This window comes from Stutzerimonas stutzeri, from assembly GCF_000590475.1.
Classification (GTDB): Bacteria; Pseudomonadota; Gammaproteobacteria; order Pseudomonadales; family Pseudomonadaceae; genus Stutzerimonas; species Stutzerimonas stutzeri_D.
The window spans coordinates 4,023,134-4,038,983 of sequence record NZ_CP007441.1 but is presented as its reverse complement, the minus strand read 5'-3'; the positions used below and the strand labels follow the sequence as shown (position 1 = coordinate 4,038,983).

Below are 15,850 nucleotides of genomic sequence, written 5' to 3'. Positions count from 1 at the left end.
TTCCTGTAACGATCAGTCGGTTGGCGTCAGCTGTTGTTGGTTCAGCGTCCGCCAGTGTTCGACAACCTGTTCCGGTGCCCATATTTGAGGCTCCGAAGCCTGATAGTGGTCGGCTTGTTCGCGTTCGGCAACCCTCGCCTGTGCCAGCGTGAAAGCCTCCACAATATCTTTGGTTTCTTGCAGGGCTTCGGCGAACAGAGCCCGGCCGAAATAGGTGAAGTCGCTTTCCTCGGAGCAGCCGAACGACACCCGGTCGGCGCGAGCGGCGGTAATCACCAGGGTGTGCGGGCTTTTCAGCGGTTCGATGAAACCACCTGAATAGCAGGCCGAGATCACGACCACCTTGTTTCGCTCGGCGAGTGGTACCAGCAGCGTCGCCAGGTCCGCCGCGGGCAGGTCCTCGAGCGCGACTCGGGGTTGTGCCAGTACCAGCTGATGGTCGGCGGAACCGTGACTGGTCAGGTAGATGAAGATCAGATCTTCCTCGCCGCTGCGCTCGGCCAGCTGCTGGATGGAGCGTGACAGATTCTCGCGAGTGGCCAGCGGTCGATCGGAGAGATGATCACGGTGGTTGACCAGGGTGATCTGGCCGTGGGCGGCGAAGCGTCCGGCCAACAATTGGTCGACATAGTCCACTTCGCGCAGGAACACGCTCTGTTGGCCATCGCCGGCCATGGTCAGGCTGTAGAGTTCAGCCGCGGGGGTCGATGCCGGTACCGCGTCGAGGGCCGCTTTGAGCAGTTGCCCTTGGCGCAACAGGCCGATTTCCAGCGGATCGGGCAGTTGCTTGCCGGCAACGTCATGACTCAGGCGACCGGCGCGCCAGGTGCCGCTCTGTGTCGTGCCGTCAGCGCGGGCGAGCGTGGCCGGCCCATCAAGCCGGCCCGCACGAAATTGCCCTGTGTAGCGGCTACCGTCCGGCTGTTGGAGGACGCCCTCGCCGTGGTATTGCCAGCGCTTGAATCCGCCGTTGTAACGCGTGCCGTCGATGCCGACGTATTCGCCTTCGCCGCTCAGTTCGCCGTATTTGAAGGTGCCTTTCCAAACATCGCCGCTGACCTCTTCGTAACGGCCCTGGCCGTGGAACTGGTCATCTTGGAACTGTCCTAGATAATGTTCACCGTCGCGTCCGCGAAAGACGCCGTCACCGTTCAGGCGGCCGTTGATGAAAGTGCCGCTGAACTCGCCGCTTGCGTCGCGGCGGATGCCTTCGCCATAAGGCTGGCCTTCGACGAATTCGCCGTCGTACGTCGCCCCATCCGCGCTCTGCAGTTTGCCGGTGCCGTGGTAGAGGTCGTTCTGGAATTCACCTTCGTAGCTCAACCCCGGCTCGGTATAGCGCCCTTGGCCGTTGAGGCTGCCGCGCAGAAAGTGTCCCTCGTATACGCCGCCCGTGGCGTAGCTGAAACGGCCCTGGCCGTCGAACAGCCCCTGCTTGAATTCGCCTTCATAGCGGTCACCATTTGCGCCTTGCCAGATGCCCTGGCCGTACCACTGACCGTCTCGGAACGCGCCGCGATAGTGGCTGCCATTGGGGTAGTCGATTCGTCCTTCGCCCTGCAGCAGCCCATCGACGACCTCGCCGCGGTAGCGCCCGCCGTCCGGTAGCACGGCATCGGCGGGCAGCAAGGGCTCGCCGTCACCGCAGGCGGTCAGGAGAAAGGCGAGCAGAAACGGGGCGAGGTGGCGCATGCGGCGATCCAGAAAGGCGATGCCGGGAGTATGCCGCAAACCAGGCGGGGTGCGGCAATGGCGCACCCCGTCGAATCAGACAATGCAGAGCGCCAGGGTTTCGGCGATGTAGGCGGGTTTTTCTACACCTTCGATCTCCATCACCGCGCGGCCTTTGAGCAGCCACTGCCCCGGGTTCTTCTCGTAGGCGTCGAGCAATGTCGCCGCCACGCGCACCCGTGAGCCGACTCTGACCGGCTGAATGAAGCGCAGGCTGTCGAGTCCATAATTGACGCCCATCTTGGTGCCTTCGGGTCTGACCATGAGGCTCTCCATCAGCATCGGCAGCAACGACAGCGATAGATAGCCGTGCGCAATGGTCCCGCCAAAAGGGGTCTGCGCGGCCTTCTCTGGATCGATATGGATGAACTGGTGGTCGCCGGTGCAATCGGCAAACTGGTCGACTCGCTGCTGATCGATGGTGAACCATTCGGAGCGGCCGAGCTCCTTGCCAATGTAGTCCTTGAGTTCTGCTACGGGTACCTGCGGCATATGTCCTCCGGGCGTTTGTTGTTTTATTCGGTACAGCGCGGACGGCTAGATCAGCATGCGCCTAGTGGCGAATCAAGCACGCATGCTGTTGCGAATGGCGGGTCATAGGCAGGGCCGGCATACGCAGCAGGTTTCGTTGTGGGGAGATGCCTATAATTGCGCTTCTTTTGCTTCGGAGACGTTCATGCTGCTACGCGGGCTAACCTGGCTGGTGCTGTTCCAACTGCTCGGCACCGCGCTCAACGTGATGGTTTTGCCGATACTGCCTGGGCCAATCATCGGGCTTCTGCTGCTGTTTCTGGCGCTATTGGCACGCGGCCAGGCCAGCGAATCGCTGCAGTTGGCGGCCCGGAGCTTGTTGCGTTATCTGCCGCTGCTGCTGGTCCCGCCAGCCGTGGGCGTGATCGCCTATACCGAGGCGATTCTGGATGATTTCTGGGCCATCGTCGGGGTGTTGGTGCTTTCGCTGCTGGTGTCGCTGTTATTTACCGGCTGGCTGATGCAGGCGTTGATTCGTCGCCAGCAACGCAAGGCGGGCCGAGCATGATGACAGTGCAATGGCAGGCGGCCTGGGACGCCGTAATCCATCATCCACTGTTTGGCGTGGCGATCACCCTGGCGGCCTTTCAATTGGCTTATGCCGCCTACGAAAAGACCCGCTGGGTGTTTCTGCAACCGGTACTGGTATCGATGCTCATGGTCATCGGCATCCTGCTGGCCTGCGGCCTCAGCTACGACGAATATCGCGGCAGCGCGCAGATGCTCACCGTGCTGCTCGGGCCGGCCACCGTGGCACTGGCAGTGCCGTTGTATCTCAATTTGCGGCGCATCCGTGAGCTGTTCGGGCCGATCATGCTTACCCTGCTGTTGGCCGGTACCGGCGCCACGGCGCTGGGCATGGCCCTGGCCTGGGCCTTCGGGGCTGATCAGATGATTCTCATGACCCTGGCGCCGAAGTCCGTGACCTCGCCCATCGCCATGCTGGTGGCCGAGCAGATCGGCGGGGTGGTGGCGCTGGCGGCGGTGTTCGTGATGATCACCGGCATCATCGGCGCGATCGTCGGTCCGGAACTGTTGCGCCGGTTTGGCGTTCAGCATCCTGCGGCACGAGGCATGGCGCTGGGCCTGACCGCCCACGCGGTGGGCACTGCACAAGCGATGCAGGAAGGCGACGAGTGTGGTGCCTTCGCGGCGTTGTCGATGAGTCTGATGGGCGTGATGACGGCGGTGCTGCTACCGCTGGCTGTGTTGCTGTTGTCATAAGGAGTCCGCATGAAGTTGCCGTTGTTTCCGCTCGATACCGTGTTGTTTCCCGGTTGCACCCTTGATCTGCAGATATTCGAGGCGCGTTATCTGGACATGGTCAGCAACTGCTTGAAAGGCGAACATGGCTTCGGTGTAGTCCGCCTCATCGAGGGCAGCGAGGTGGGCCTGGCCGCGACCGAATACGCCTTGACCGGTTGCGAGGCGCTGATACGGGACTGGCAGCAGCGGCCCAACGGTTTGCTGGGCATCCGGGTCGAGGGCGGCCGTCGCTTCGATGTGCTATCGGCGCAGGTGCAGCGTGATCAGTTGACCGTGGCCGAGATCAGTTGGCGCGACGAAGGTGACGATTTGCCCCTGGGTGACGAACACGCTGATCTGGCGATTCTGCTGGAGGCTCTCGGGCAACATCCCTTGGTCGAATCCCTGGGTATGGGCGGCACCGTGCAGGGGCAGCGTTCCCTGGCGCACCAGCTGGCCTATCTGTTGCCGTTCCAGCCGGAACAGAAGGTCGAACTGCTGCAGTTGGACGATGCACCGCTGCAACTGCAGCGCATTCAGCATTGGCTGGAGCAATTACAGGGCGACGCAGTCGATAGCGACGACGAGTAGGGTCGCGGTTGCCGGTAGGCTACTGATAGCGATACAGCAATAAGGCGCCTGGCAATGCCCAGATCGAAAACGCGCCGATCAGGCCCAGGGTTGCGGGTAGAATCAGCCACCACACCTTGGGCGAAAGTGCGTTCATCGGTGCGCGCCATTGCACGATGGTCAGGCTTGCGGCGCAAATAGTGGCGGCCAGAACCGCGCCAGCGATCACGTCGGTCGGCCAGTGCACCCCCAGATAGACTCGTGACAACGCGATGGCGGTTGCCGGCAGTCCCGCCAGCAGCACCCAGGCGAGGCGCAGGCGCGGTGGCTGGCCGCGCCCTGCAAGGACCCCGAGAGTGAGAAAGAACGCGAATGCCGCCGAGCTATGACCGCTGGGGAAACTGAAGCTGTGCAGGGGTTCGAGCAGGATTTCCGGGCGGACCCGCCCGAACGTCGCCTTCAGCGCGCCGTTGGCCATTGCCGTGCCCAGCAGCGTGAGGATGGCGAACGCCGCCGCACGCCATTGCTTCACCACGATTAGCAACAGGCTCAACAATACCGCAGCCCAGAGCTGGGTATGGAAATCGCCGGCGCGTGTGACTACGACTACGAAACGATCGAATATCGGGCTGCGCTCGCCTTGGACAACTTTCATCAGGCCTTCGTCGAACTCCACCAGATAAGGCCAGCCGAAGAACAGGCCGATCAGAATGACGGCGCTGAGACCGGCGGCCAACGGCGTGACCCAGCGCATCTGATGCAGGCTGCAATGCACCACACTGCCGAGGAGCAGCAGCAACGCTGCCAAAACAATGCCTGCTTCGCCCCAGAAGCCGTCCGGCAAAGGCAGTCGCACGGCGGCACCGGCCGTCCAGCCCGGCAGCAGATAGGCCATCGACCAGCCCGCAGCGGCAATCAGGCTGACCAGGAAAAAGCGCCCGAAAGGCATGTCGAGCATCCCTGCCGTGAGTGGCAGCATGGGGCGCAGCGGGCCGATGAAGCGGCCTACAAGGAGGCTGGCGATACCGTAGCGCTCGAAGTACAGCTCGGCGCGGGTCAGCCATTCGGGATGGTCGCGCAGGCCGCGCATGCTGCGAATGTTCTGGTGATAACGCCGGCCCAGGCCGTAAGACAGCAGATCGCCCAACAGGCCCCCGGCGTAGCCCAGCAGCAACGTCTCGCCAAGACTCAGCACCCCGCTGCCGGCGAGCACAGCGATGGCGAACACCATCACGGTGCCAGGCATCAGCAGGCCGACCACGGCCAAGCATTCCAGGCAAGCCACCAGGAACAGGCTCAGACCCAGCCATTGCGGATTCTCAGCGAGCCAGCTATTCAGAGCGATGAGCCATTCGGGCATGGGTTTTTCCTTGAATCGAGACGGTTTCGACCCGGCAGCTGGCGCGCCGGTTTCAACCTTAACCATGATAATGCTGGACGTGGTGGCGAATGGTTCCCGACCGATGGCTTGATCCCGCGTTGCCTGGCTGCGCATTGTTACCGCTGCGGGCAGTGGTTGTTCCACGTGCATCCGGTGCGTTACGGCCATTCGCCCGGCACCGCTGTGCGGGAGGGTTCTTGGCGGCTATAATCAGCGGCTTTCCCTCCATCAGGCCAGCCAGACCATGACCGAGTCCGTACTCGACTACATGACCCGCCTCGGTCGCGCCGCGCGCGAGGCGTCGCGTGTGCTTGCACGTGCCACCACCGCGCAGAAGAACCGGGCGCTGCACGCCGCCGCCGCCGCGCTCGATGCCGCGCGCGAAGAGTTGGTGGCAGCCAACCAGCAAGACCTCGCGGCAGGGCGCGCGAATGGCCTGGACGAGGCCATGCTCGATCGACTGGCGCTGACCCCGGCGCGCATCGACGACATGATCGAAGGGCTGCGTCAGGTGGCGACCCTGCCCGATCCCATCGGCGAGATTCGCGACATGCGCTATCTGCCTTCAGGTATTCAGGTCGGCAAGATGCGCGTGCCGCTGGGCGTGGTCGGCATCATCTACGAGTCGCGGCCGAACGTGACCATCGATGCTGCCAGCCTCTGCCTGAAGTCTGGCAATGCGACCATTCTGCGCGGCGGTTCGGAAGCGATTTATTCGAACCAGGCGATTGCCCGATGCATCCAGCTGGGGCTGGCCGAGGCCGAGTTGCCGGCAGCAGCGGTACAGGTCGTTGAGACCACCGACCGTGCCGCCGTTGGCGCGCTGATCACCATGCCTGAATATGTTGATGTCATCGTGCCGCGCGGCGGCAAGGGCCTGATCGAGCGCATTAGCCGCGACGCCAAGGTGCCGGTGATCAAGCACCTGGACGGCATTTGCCACGTGTTCATCGATCAGGCAGCCGATGTCGACAAGGCCATTCGCATCGCCGACAACGCCAAGACCCAACGCTACGCGCCTTGCAACACCATGGAGACGTTGCTGGTGCATGGTGCCATCGCGGCGCGAGTGCTGCCGCCACTGGCCGCCATCTATCGCGACAAGGGTGTCGAGCTGCGCGGCTGTCCACGGAGCTGCGAGCTGCTCGGTGTCGACGTGGCGGCTGCCAGTGAAGAGGATTGGGCCACCGAATACAACGCACCGATTCTGTCGATCAGGGTGGTCGACTCTCTTAACCAGGCGATCGAGCACATCAACCGCTATGGTTCGCAGCACACCGACGCGATCGTCACGGAAAACTTCACGGATGCTCGCCGCTTCATCACCGAAGTCGACTCGGCATCAGTGATGGTTAACGCCTCCACCCGTTTCGCCGACGGGTTCGAGTACGGGCTAGGTGCAGAAATCGGCATTTCTACCGATAAGCTTCACGCGCGCGGCCCGGTTGGCCTGGAAGGGCTGACCAGCGAAAAGTATGTGGTGTTTGGCGACGGCCACGTGCGTACTTGATGAGCGCTACTGGCGCGCCACGGCGCATCGGCGTTCTCGGCGGTACCTTCGATCCGGTGCACATAGGGCACTTGCGCGGGGCGCTGGAAGTGGCCGAAACGCTGGGGCTGGACGAGGTTCGTCTGGTTCCGAATTTTCGCCCCCCACACCGTGAAACACCTAACAGCTCTGCACAGGACCGTCTGGCCATGGTCCGGTTGGCAGTGCAGGACCTGCCCCAGCTCGCGGTCGATGCGCGCGAGCTGGAGCGCGACAAGCCGTCGTACACCCTCGACACGTTGGAGTCGCTGCGTGGAGAGCTGGAGCGCGACGATCAGATTTTCCTTATCGTCGGTTGGGACGCCTTTTGCGGGCTTCCCAGCTGGCATCGCTGGGAAGAGCTGCTCGAGCACTGCCACATCCTTGTCATGCAACGGCCGGATGCCGACAGTGAGGCGCCGGAAGCGCTGCGTGACCTGCTCGCGGCACGCAGCGTGAACGATCCGCTGGCGCTTTCCGGCCGCGGTGGACAAATCGCTTTCGTCTGGCAAGCACCGCTCGAGGTGTCGGCAACGCGAATTCGTCAATTTCTGGCCAGTGGCCGGTCGGTCCGTTTCCTGGTCCCCGACGCCGTACTGGCTTATATCAACGCGCACGGACTGTACCGGGCGTCGAACTGAGGTTGTTTCAAGCTATGCAAAATGATTCGTTGGTCCAGCTCGCCGTGAGCGCCCTGGAAGATCTTAAAGGCGCCGACATCACCACCATCGATGTGCGCGGCAAGACCAGTGTCACCGATTTCATGGTGATCGCCAGCGGTACCTCCAGCCGTCACGTGAAGTCGCTGGCCGACAACGTGCTGGAGAAAGTCAAGGAGCAGGGCGTGCGTCCGCTCGGCAGTGAAGGCCTGGATGGCGGTGAGTGGGCCCTGTTGGATCTGGGTGATGTGGTGGTGCATGTGATGCAGGTACCGACTCGCCAGTTCTACGATCTCGAGCGTCTCTGGCAGGGTGCCGAGCAGAGTCGCGCGCAGCACGCAGGCGAGCAGGAATAAGCGATCCATGCGGATCAAGCTGATCGCGGTGGGCTCGAAGATGCCGCGTTGGGTCGAAGACGGTTGGCACGAATATGCCAAGCGTCTTCCATCCGAGCTGCCGCTGGAACTGCATGAAATATCGCTTAACACGCGCGGCAAGAATGCCGACGTGGCGCGGTTGATTCGTCAGGAAGGCGAGGCCATGCTGGCGAAGGTCCAGCCCGGTGAACGAATCGTCACGCTGGAAGTGACGGGACGGCCGTGGAGCACCGAGCAGCTGGCCGCCGAACTGGAGCGCTGGCGCCTCGATGCGCGCAACGTCAACCTGATGGTGGGCGGGCCGGAAGGGTTGGCGCCCGAGGTTTGTGCGCGCAGTGAGCAGCGCTGGTCGCTTTCGCCGCTGACCTTGCCACATCCGCTGGTGCGCATCCTCATCGGCGAGCAGATTTATCGCGCCTGGACGTTGCTGTCGGGTCACCCTTACCACAAGTAGTACAGCCAAACCCAAGATGTCCCAGCCGATTCCCCTCAAGGACCATGAAAAAGACGCCCGTTTGGTGCGTCAGCGCGTGCTTGTGGGCGCGGCGATGGTATTGCTGCTGATCGGCCTGTTGATTGCGCGTTTGTATTACCTTCAGGTCATCCAGTACCAGTACCATTCGACGCTCTCGGAAAACAACCGCGTCCATGTCCAACCCATTCCGCCCAACCGTGGACTGATCTTCGATCGGGCCGGCAAGATCATCGCCGACAACCGCCCGAGCTTCAGTCTGACGGTCACTCGCGAGCGCGCGGAAGATTGGCGCAAGACGCTGGATACCGTGGTCGAAGTGCTTGAACTGTCGAGCGAGGAGCGCGAGCTGTTCGAAAAGCGCGTGCTACAGGGGCGCCGGCCATTCGAGCCGGTGCCGATTATGTACGAGTTGTCTGAGGAACAGATCGCTCGCATCGCCGTGGATCAGTTCCGCCTGCCCGGCGTCGAGGTCGCGGCGCAGCTGGTTCGGCATTATCCGCAGGGTGAGCATTTTGCGCACTCGGTTGGCTACGTCGGCCGGATCAACGAGGCGGAGGTCAAGCAGCTCGATCCGGTCAATTACAGCGGCACCCACCATATCGGCAAGACCGGCATCGAGCGCTTTTATGAGGACTCTTTGCATGGGCAGGTGGGCTACGAAGAAGTCGAAACAAACGCTCGCGGGCGCGTGTTGCGGGTGCTCAAGCGCACTGATCCGATTCCTGGCAAGGACATCACGCTGACGCTCGATTTAGAACTTCAAAAAGCGGCCGAGGCCGCGCTGGCCGGGCGTCGAGGCGCTATCGTGGCGTTGCAGCCGGCAACCGGTGAAGTGCTGGCGATGGTCAGTCAACCGAGCTTCGATCCCAATCTGTTCGTCACGGGCATCAGCTTCAAGGCGTACGGCGAACTGCGCGATTCGATCGACCAGCCGTTGTTCAACCGCGTGCTGCGCGGCTTGTATCCACCGGGTTCGACGATCAAGCCGATGATGGCGATTGCCGGTCTCGACTCCGGTGTCACCACCGAAGAAGCCAAAGTGTTCGATCCCGGTTTCTTTCAGCTGCCGAACGTGAAGCACAAGTATCGTAACTGGAACCGGGGTGGAGACGGCTGGGTGAACCTGGAGACGGCGATCTATCGTTCCAACGACACCTATTTCTACGACTTGGCCCATAAGATGGGCATCGACCGGATGTACGAATACATGACCCGCTTCGGCATCGGTCAACGTGTGGCGCTGGATATGTTCGAGGAAACTGCCGGCTTGATGCCTTCACGTGAATGGAAGCGTGCGCGTTACCGCCAACCCTGGTATCCCGGCGAAACCGTCATTTTGGGGATCGGGCAAGGTTACATGCAGGCCACGCCGCTGCAACTGGCCCAGGCGACCGCGCTGATGGCGAATCACGGCAAGTGGATTCGCCCGCATCTGGCGAAGAGCATCGAGGGCGTATCGCCCGTTGATCCGAATCCGATGCCGGACATTCGGTTGCGTGACCCGCACTACTGGGATGCCGCGATCGGCGGTATGGAAAAAGTGTTGCACGGCGCGCGCGGCACAGCAAAGAAGGTCGGTGATACGGCTCACTATCGCATCGCCGGTAAAAGCGGTACCGCACAGGTGGTCGCCATCAAGCAGGGCGAGCGATACGACAGCGACAAGCTCGCCGAACGGCACCGCGACCACGCCTTGTTCATCGCGTTCGCACCGGTGCATGACCCGCAAATCGCGGTAGCGGTCATGGTCGAGAACGGTGAGTCCGGCTCCGGTGTTGCGGCCCCGGTGGCCAAGCAGGTCATGGACGCCTGGTTGCTGAACGAAGCTGGCGAGCTGAAGGCGGCGTTTGCGCCCCCGCTGACAGCCGAGGGGTCTAAACCATGAGCGGGACATTCGATCGCACGCTTTCGACCTCCGACGTGATGCGCCGGCGGGCGACACTGCTGCAGCGCATGCATATCGACGGCGTGCTGCTCCTGCTGCTGTTGCTGCTGGCGGCCGGTAGTCTGTTCGTTCTCTATTCAGCGGGCGGCAAGAACTGGGACTTGCTGATCAAGCAGGCCACCTCTTATGGCATCGGCCTGGGCGCACTGCTGGTCATCGCGCAATTGGAGCCGCGATTCATGGCGCGCTGGGTTCCGCTTGGCTATCTGCTCGTCGTCGCGTTGCTGGTGGCGGTGGACTTCGTCGGGTATACGGCGATGGGGGCGACTCGCTGGATCAGCATTCCCGGCGTGATTCGCTTTCAGCCGTCCGAGTTCATGAAGATCATCATGCCGATGACGGTGGCCTGGTATCTGTCCGCTCGGGCCTTGCCTCCTGGGTTCAAGCACACCCTGGTCAGCCTGGGACTCATCCTGACGCCCTTTGTGCTGATTCTTAAACAACCGGATTTAGGTACCTCGTTGCTGGTACTGGTTTCCGGTGCGTTCGTGCTGTTCATAGCCGGGCTGCGCTGGCGTTGGATCCTGGGGGCGATTGCTGCGCTGGTACCGATTGCCGTCGCCATGTGGTATTTCGTCCTGCATAACTACCAGAAGCAGCGCGTACATACTTTCCTCGACCCGGAAAGCGATCCACTGGGAACCGGCTGGAATATCATCCAGTCGAAGGCGGCGATTGGCTCGGGCGGCGTGTTCGGTAAAGGCTGGTTGATGGGGACCCAGTCGCATCTGGATTTTTTGCCCGAAAGCCATACGGACTTTATCATTGCGGTCCTGGCCGAAGAGTTCGGTCTGGTCGGCGTCTGTCTCTTGCTGCTGGTGTATCTGTTGCTGATCTCGCGGGGGCTGGTGATCACGGTTCAGGCGCAGACGCTGTTTGGCAAGTTGCTTGCCGGCGCGCTTACCATGACCTTCTTCGTATATGTTTTCATCAATATCGGTATGGTCAGCGGATTGTTGCCGGTCGTAGGGGTGCCGTTGCCCTTTATCAGTTTTGGCGGCACTTCATTGGTGACCCTGCTATCGGGGTTCGGGGTTTTGATGTCGATCCACACCCATCGCAAGTGGATTACGCAGGTTTGACTAGAGTGAATTTCTTGAATCCATTACGGCGAGGCTGGTTGGCACGAGTGCTCTGCGGAGCAGGTCTTTTCGGGGCGTTCGGCAATACCCCAGGGGCTTTTGCGGCGGAATACCAGGGCGAGAAGGTCGCCGAGTTCGTTCGCGAAATGACCCAGGATTACGGGTTTGCCAGTGAGCAGCTGATTGAAATGCTGGCTCAGGCGGAGCGCAAACAGGCGATCCTCGACGCCATTTCCCGACCGGCAGAGCGGGTCAAGCCCTGGAAGGAATACCGGCCGATCTTCATCACCGACTCACGGATCGCACAGGGGGTCGATTTCTGGCGCGAAAATGAGGCCACGCTTTCGCGCGTCGAAAAAGAGTACGGCGTGCCGGCCCAAATCATCGTAGCGATCATTGGCGTCGAGACCTTTTATGGTCGCAACACCGGCAACTATCGCGTCATTGATGCATTGTCCACGCTGGGCTTCGATTATCCGCCGCGCCAGCCGTTCTTCCGTCAGCAGCTTAAGGAGTTCCTGTTGTTGGCGCGTGAGGAGCAGGTCGACCCGCTGACCCTCACCGGCTCCTACGCCGGCGCGATGGGCCTGCCGCAATTCATGCCGAGCAGCTTTCGCGCCTATGCCGTGGACTTCGACGCCGACGGCCATATCGACATCTGGAAGAACCCGGTCGATGCCATCGGGAGCGCCGCCAACTACTTCAAACAGCATGGTTGGATTACCGGTGCGCCAGTGGTGGCACGGGCGACCGTCAAGGGTGAGCGATACGAACAGGGCCTGACCGAGGGCCTCGAGCCGGTCAAGACTGCTGCTGAGCTGCGTGAGCTTGGCTGGCAATGGCAGGCCGAGGCGCAGACGGCTGACGATACCGCGGTGACGGCCTTCCGTCTGGACGGCGTCGAAGGCGACGAATATTGGGTAGGCTTGCCGAATTTCTATGTCATCACGCGTTACAACCGTAGCGTGATGTACGCCTTGGCGGTGCAGCAGCTCGCCGAGCAGATGGTTCAGGCGCGAGGCATGCCATGAGGATTCGTTTGTTGGTGGCGATAGCTGTCGCTGCCCTCGTTGCCGGTTGCTCCTCTTCGCCGACGTCGCAATCACCAGCGCCTGCTCCGAGTGCGGGTATGAGCGGCCCCGATGACTATTCACGGCCTCACAAGGACGGCGCTCCTTGGTGGGACGTTGACGTTTCCAGTATTCCCGATGCGACGCCAATGCCCCATAACGGGGCGTTCAAGGCCAATCCCTACACGGTATTGGGCAAGACCTACTACCCACTCGGCGACGGCCGCAACTATCGAGCGACTGGCACGGCGTCCTGGTACGGCACCAAGTTCCACGGCCAGCCGACCGCCAATGGCGAGAAGTACGATCTGTACGGCATGAGTGCGGCACACAAGACGCTGCCGTTGCCCAGCTATGTGAGGGTGACCAATCTCGACAATGGCAAGACAGTGGTGCTGCGGGTCAATGATCGCGGTCCGTTCTACTCGGATCGAATCATCGATTTGTCCTTCGCGGCGGCGAAAAAGCTGGGCTACGCGGAAACCGGGACGGCACGGGTCAAAGTCGAAGGCATCGATCCCGAGCAGTGGTGGGCCGAGCGTGGCCGGCCGGTGCCAATGGTGCTGGCGCAACCACAGAAAGTCGCCAGTAAACCCTCCGGTGCCTCGCTTGCACAGCCGGTCGAGCAGTACGCGCCACCGCCAGCGCAGCATGCAGCTGCAACCTTGCCGGTCCAGGTCGATCGCAGCGACAAGGCGGCTGCAGCCAAATCAGGCGTGTTTCTTCAAGTCGGTGCCTTTGCCAATCCGGACGCTGCCCAACTGCTGCGTGACAAGCTCAGCAGCATGACTACCGCGCCGGTGTTCGTAAGTTCGGTGGTTCATCAGGAGCAAATTCTTCACCGCGTGCGCCTTGGACCGATTGACTCCGTGGATGAAGCCGCGCAGCTCGAACAGAATGTCCGCCTCGCCAATCTGGGAAGCCCCCGGCGAGTACGTGACGACTGAGGGGGCGTGTCACGTGGACAAGCGACACCGATCAACTTTAGCCCATCAATTTTTTGAGAGAACAATGACTATCACCACCTTCGTGCACCGCCTGTTTCTTCTCGCCGTGCTGGTCGTAGCGCCGGTAGCCTGGGCCGAGCCGATCATTCCGTCAGCGCCACAACTGGCGGCAAAATCCTACGTTCTGATGGATGCGGCCAGCGGTAAGGTGTTGGTCGAGACGGCGGGCGATGAGCGTCTGCCGCCGGCCAGCCTAACCAAGCTGATGACGGCTTACATCGCCACCCTGGAGATCAAGAAAGGTCAGATCTCCGGCAGCGACATGGTTACCATCAGCGAAAAGGCCTGGCGCACCGGCGGCTCGCGGATGTTCATTCAGGTCAACACGCAGGTTTCGGTCGACGATCTGCTGCATGGCATCATCATCCAGTCTGGCAATGACGCTAGCGTAGCGATGGCTGAGCATATCGCCGGCAGCGAAGAGGCCTTCGCGGACCTGATGAACAGCACGGCGCAGCGGTTGGGCATGAGCAACACGCACTTCATGAACGCCACCGGGCTTCCTAACCCGGAACATTATTCGTCTGCCGCCGACATGGCAAAACTGGCCCGCGCGATCATTTATGAAGACCCGGCGCACTACGACATTTACGCTCAGAAGGAATTCTTCTGGAACAACATCAAGCAGCCCAACCGTAACCTGCTGCTGTGGCGCGACAAGACTGTTGATGGCCTTAAAACCGGACATACCGAGGAGGCGGGCTACTGCCTGGTGGCTTCGGCATTGCGCGACGGCATGCGTCTGATCAGCGTCGTGTTCGGCACCAACAGTGAGCAGGCCCGAGCCGCCGAGACGCAAAAATTGCTGACCTACGGCTTCCGCTTCTTCGAAACCCGGACCTTTTATCAGCAGGGTGTCGAGCTGGCCAAGTCCCGGGTCTGGAAAGGCCAACAGGATCAGGTCAGCGCCGGCTTGGCGAACGACCTGACCCTCACCCTTCCACGCGGACAGATGGACAAGCTGCAGGCTGGCCTGACCTTCAACCCTGAGCTGACAGCGCCTATTCAGCAGGGCGATGTGGTCGGCAAGGTCGAGGTTAATCTCGATGGTCAGGTGTTGCAGAGCACTGATCTGATCGCGTTGGAGACCGTGGAGGAAGGTGGGCTGTTCCGTCGTTTCTGGGATAGCATTCAGCTGTTCTTCTTTAATCTCTTCAACTGATGCCACCTGAGCGCGCCTTGGTTATCCGCCGGGCGCGCTTGCGGATCACGAGTCCGTCGCCATGACCGAAAGCAAAAGCGAAACACAGCCGCCAAAAATAGAATTTCCCTGCGAACGCTATCCGATCAAGGTGATCGGCGACGCGGGCGAGGGGTTCTGCGAGGCGGTAGTAGAGGTGATCCGGCGGCATGCGCCGAACTTCGACGAGACCACCCTGGTGACGCGCGACAGCCGCAATGGACGTTTCCTCTCCGTGCAGGTGCTGATCACGGCAACCAGCGTCGAGCAACTGCAGGCGATCCACGTCGATTTACGTGCGACCGGGCGCGTACATATGGTGCTCTGATGAGAGCCTATCCATTGACGGCAAACTTGGTTGTCGTAGTGGGTGTGTACGGTTTTGACAAATTGGGTATTCAGTGATGAGTGCAACGATGCTCGGCGTTCGCGAGCTGGGGCTGGTTGAATATCAGACGGCCTGGCAGGCCATGCAACGCTTCACCAACGGGCGTCTGCCGGTCACTGATGATGAAATCTGGATGCTGCAGCATCCACCAGTGTTCACGCAGGGGCAGGCCGGCAAGGCCGAGCACCTGTTGCTGCCCGGTGATATTCCAGTGGTCCAGGCCGATCGTGGTGGTCAGGTGACCTACCATGGCCCAGGGCAACTGGTGTGTTATCTGATGCTGGATGTCCGGCGACTGGGCATCGGTGTCCGCGAGCTGGTCAGCCGTATCGAACTGAGCCTGATCGATCTGCTTGCGAGCTACGATGTGCAGGCCTTCGCCAAGCCTGACGCGCCTGGCGTCTACGTTAACGGCGCGAAGATCGCATCGCTCGGCCTGCGCATCCGCAACGGTCGCTCATTTCATGGCTTGGCACTGAACGTGGATATGGATCTGGAACCCTTCGGCCGTATCAACCCCTGCGGATACGCCGGCATGACCATGACCCAGCTGGCCGATCTGGTCGCTGGGCCGATAGCATTTTCCGAGGTCAGTGCCCGTCTGCGTGAACAGCTGGTCAAGCACCTCGGCTATGCGCAGCAGCAGGCTCTGACGGGCGCGATAGACTGCTAAGCCGGGCG

Annotated in this window: 17 protein-coding genes; 14 read left to right on the top strand and 3 right to left on the bottom strand. The window is 61.5% G+C overall.

Translation table 11 applies throughout. From position 1 onward, the window contains the following. Window positions 1-12: 12 nt before the first annotated feature. Window positions 13-1,692: a C13 family peptidase gene (locus CH92_RS18425; RefSeq protein ID WP_025243231.1), complete on the bottom strand. Its 1,680-nt coding sequence runs from the start codon at window positions 1,690-1,692 to the stop codon at window positions 13-15. A 75-nt stretch (window positions 1,693-1,767) separates the two neighbouring features. Beyond that, window positions 1,768-2,223, bottom strand: a complete 456-nt coding sequence (locus CH92_RS18420; RefSeq protein WP_025243230.1) for a MaoC family dehydratase — start codon at window positions 2,221-2,223, stop codon at window positions 1,768-1,770. 184 nt (window positions 2,224-2,407) lie between these two features. Between CH92_RS18420 and CH92_RS18415 the strand changes: the two genes are divergently transcribed. From CH92_RS18415 to CH92_RS18405, 3 genes are read left to right on the top strand one after another with little or no spacing between them, the layout of a single operon-like run. Further along, the gene (locus tag CH92_RS18415) at window positions 2,408-2,770 is read left to right on the top strand and encodes a CidA/LrgA family protein (protein ID WP_025243229.1); all 363 of its coding nucleotides are present in this window, start codon (window positions 2,408-2,410) and stop codon (window positions 2,768-2,770) included. Further along, window positions 2,770-3,486, top strand: coding sequence for an LrgB family protein (locus tag CH92_RS18410; RefSeq protein WP_423833192.1), 717 nt, complete (start codon window positions 2,770-2,772; stop codon window positions 3,484-3,486). The genes CH92_RS18415 and CH92_RS18410 overlap by 1 nt, the downstream gene beginning before the upstream one ends. 9 nt (window positions 3,487-3,495) lie before the next feature. Next, window positions 3,496-4,098, top strand: coding sequence for an LON peptidase substrate-binding domain-containing protein (locus CH92_RS18405; protein ID WP_025243227.1), 603 nt, complete (start codon window positions 3,496-3,498; stop codon window positions 4,096-4,098). A gap of 19 nt (window positions 4,099-4,117) precedes the next feature. On the opposite strand, the gene CH92_RS18400 is transcribed toward CH92_RS18405, so the two are convergent. Next, window positions 4,118-5,437 (bottom strand): bifunctional DedA family/phosphatase PAP2 family protein, encoded by a 1,320-nt coding sequence (locus CH92_RS18400; RefSeq protein ID WP_025243226.1) that lies wholly within the window; start codon window positions 5,435-5,437, stop codon window positions 4,118-4,120. A gap of 265 nt (window positions 5,438-5,702) precedes the next feature. On the opposite strand from CH92_RS18400, the gene CH92_RS18395 reads away from it, so the two are divergent. From CH92_RS18395 to lipB, 11 genes are all read left to right on the top strand, one after another. Further along, window positions 5,703-6,968, top strand: coding sequence for a glutamate-5-semialdehyde dehydrogenase (locus CH92_RS18395; RefSeq protein WP_025243225.1), 1,266 nt, complete (start codon window positions 5,703-5,705; stop codon window positions 6,966-6,968). After that, the gene (gene nadD / locus CH92_RS18390; RefSeq protein ID WP_025243224.1) at window positions 6,968-7,627 is read left to right on the top strand and encodes a nicotinate-nucleotide adenylyltransferase; all 660 of its coding nucleotides are present in this window, start codon (window positions 6,968-6,970) and stop codon (window positions 7,625-7,627) included. The genes CH92_RS18395 and nadD overlap by 1 nt, the downstream gene beginning before the upstream one ends. Before the next feature lie 14 nt (window positions 7,628-7,641). Beyond that, window positions 7,642-8,001, top strand: coding sequence for a ribosome silencing factor (gene rsfS / locus CH92_RS18385; RefSeq protein ID WP_021209688.1), 360 nt, complete (start codon window positions 7,642-7,644; stop codon window positions 7,999-8,001). 7 nt (window positions 8,002-8,008) lie between these two features. Next, window positions 8,009-8,476 (top strand): 23S rRNA (pseudouridine(1915)-N(3))-methyltransferase RlmH, encoded by a 468-nt coding sequence (gene rlmH / locus CH92_RS18380; protein WP_025243223.1) that lies wholly within the window; start codon window positions 8,009-8,011, stop codon window positions 8,474-8,476. Window positions 8,477-8,492: 16 nt separating this feature from the next. After that, window positions 8,493-10,382, top strand: coding sequence for a penicillin-binding protein 2 (mrdA, locus tag CH92_RS18375; RefSeq protein WP_025243222.1), 1,890 nt, complete (start codon window positions 8,493-8,495; stop codon window positions 10,380-10,382). A gap of 38 nt (window positions 10,383-10,420) precedes the next feature. Continuing rightward, window positions 10,421-11,524 carry a rod shape-determining protein RodA gene (rodA, locus tag CH92_RS18370; protein WP_200869681.1) on the top strand — a complete coding sequence of 368 codons (1,104 nt, stop codon included), beginning with the start codon at window positions 10,421-10,423 and terminating at the stop codon, window positions 11,522-11,524. Between the two features lie 47 nt (window positions 11,525-11,571). Next, window positions 11,572-12,555 (top strand): lytic murein transglycosylase B, encoded by a 984-nt coding sequence (gene mltB, locus CH92_RS18365; RefSeq protein ID WP_025243220.1) that lies wholly within the window; start codon window positions 11,572-11,574, stop codon window positions 12,553-12,555. After that, window positions 12,552-13,541: a septal ring lytic transglycosylase RlpA family protein gene (locus CH92_RS18360; RefSeq protein WP_025243219.1), complete on the top strand. Its 990-nt coding sequence runs from the start codon at window positions 12,552-12,554 to the stop codon at window positions 13,539-13,541. The genes mltB and CH92_RS18360 overlap by 4 nt, the downstream gene beginning before the upstream one ends. A 64-nt stretch (window positions 13,542-13,605) precedes the next feature. Continuing rightward, window positions 13,606-14,763, top strand: coding sequence for a D-alanyl-D-alanine carboxypeptidase family protein (locus CH92_RS18355; protein ID WP_025243218.1), 1,158 nt, complete (start codon window positions 13,606-13,608; stop codon window positions 14,761-14,763). 61 nt (window positions 14,764-14,824) lie between these two features. Further along, window positions 14,825-15,109, top strand: a complete 285-nt coding sequence (locus CH92_RS18350) for a DUF493 domain-containing protein (RefSeq protein WP_025243217.1) — start codon at window positions 14,825-14,827, stop codon at window positions 15,107-15,109. 76 nt (window positions 15,110-15,185) lie between these two features. Next, window positions 15,186-15,842: a lipoyl(octanoyl) transferase LipB gene (gene lipB / locus CH92_RS18345; protein ID WP_025243216.1), complete on the top strand. Its 657-nt coding sequence runs from the start codon at window positions 15,186-15,188 to the stop codon at window positions 15,840-15,842. Window positions 15,843-15,850 lie beyond the last annotated feature (8 nt).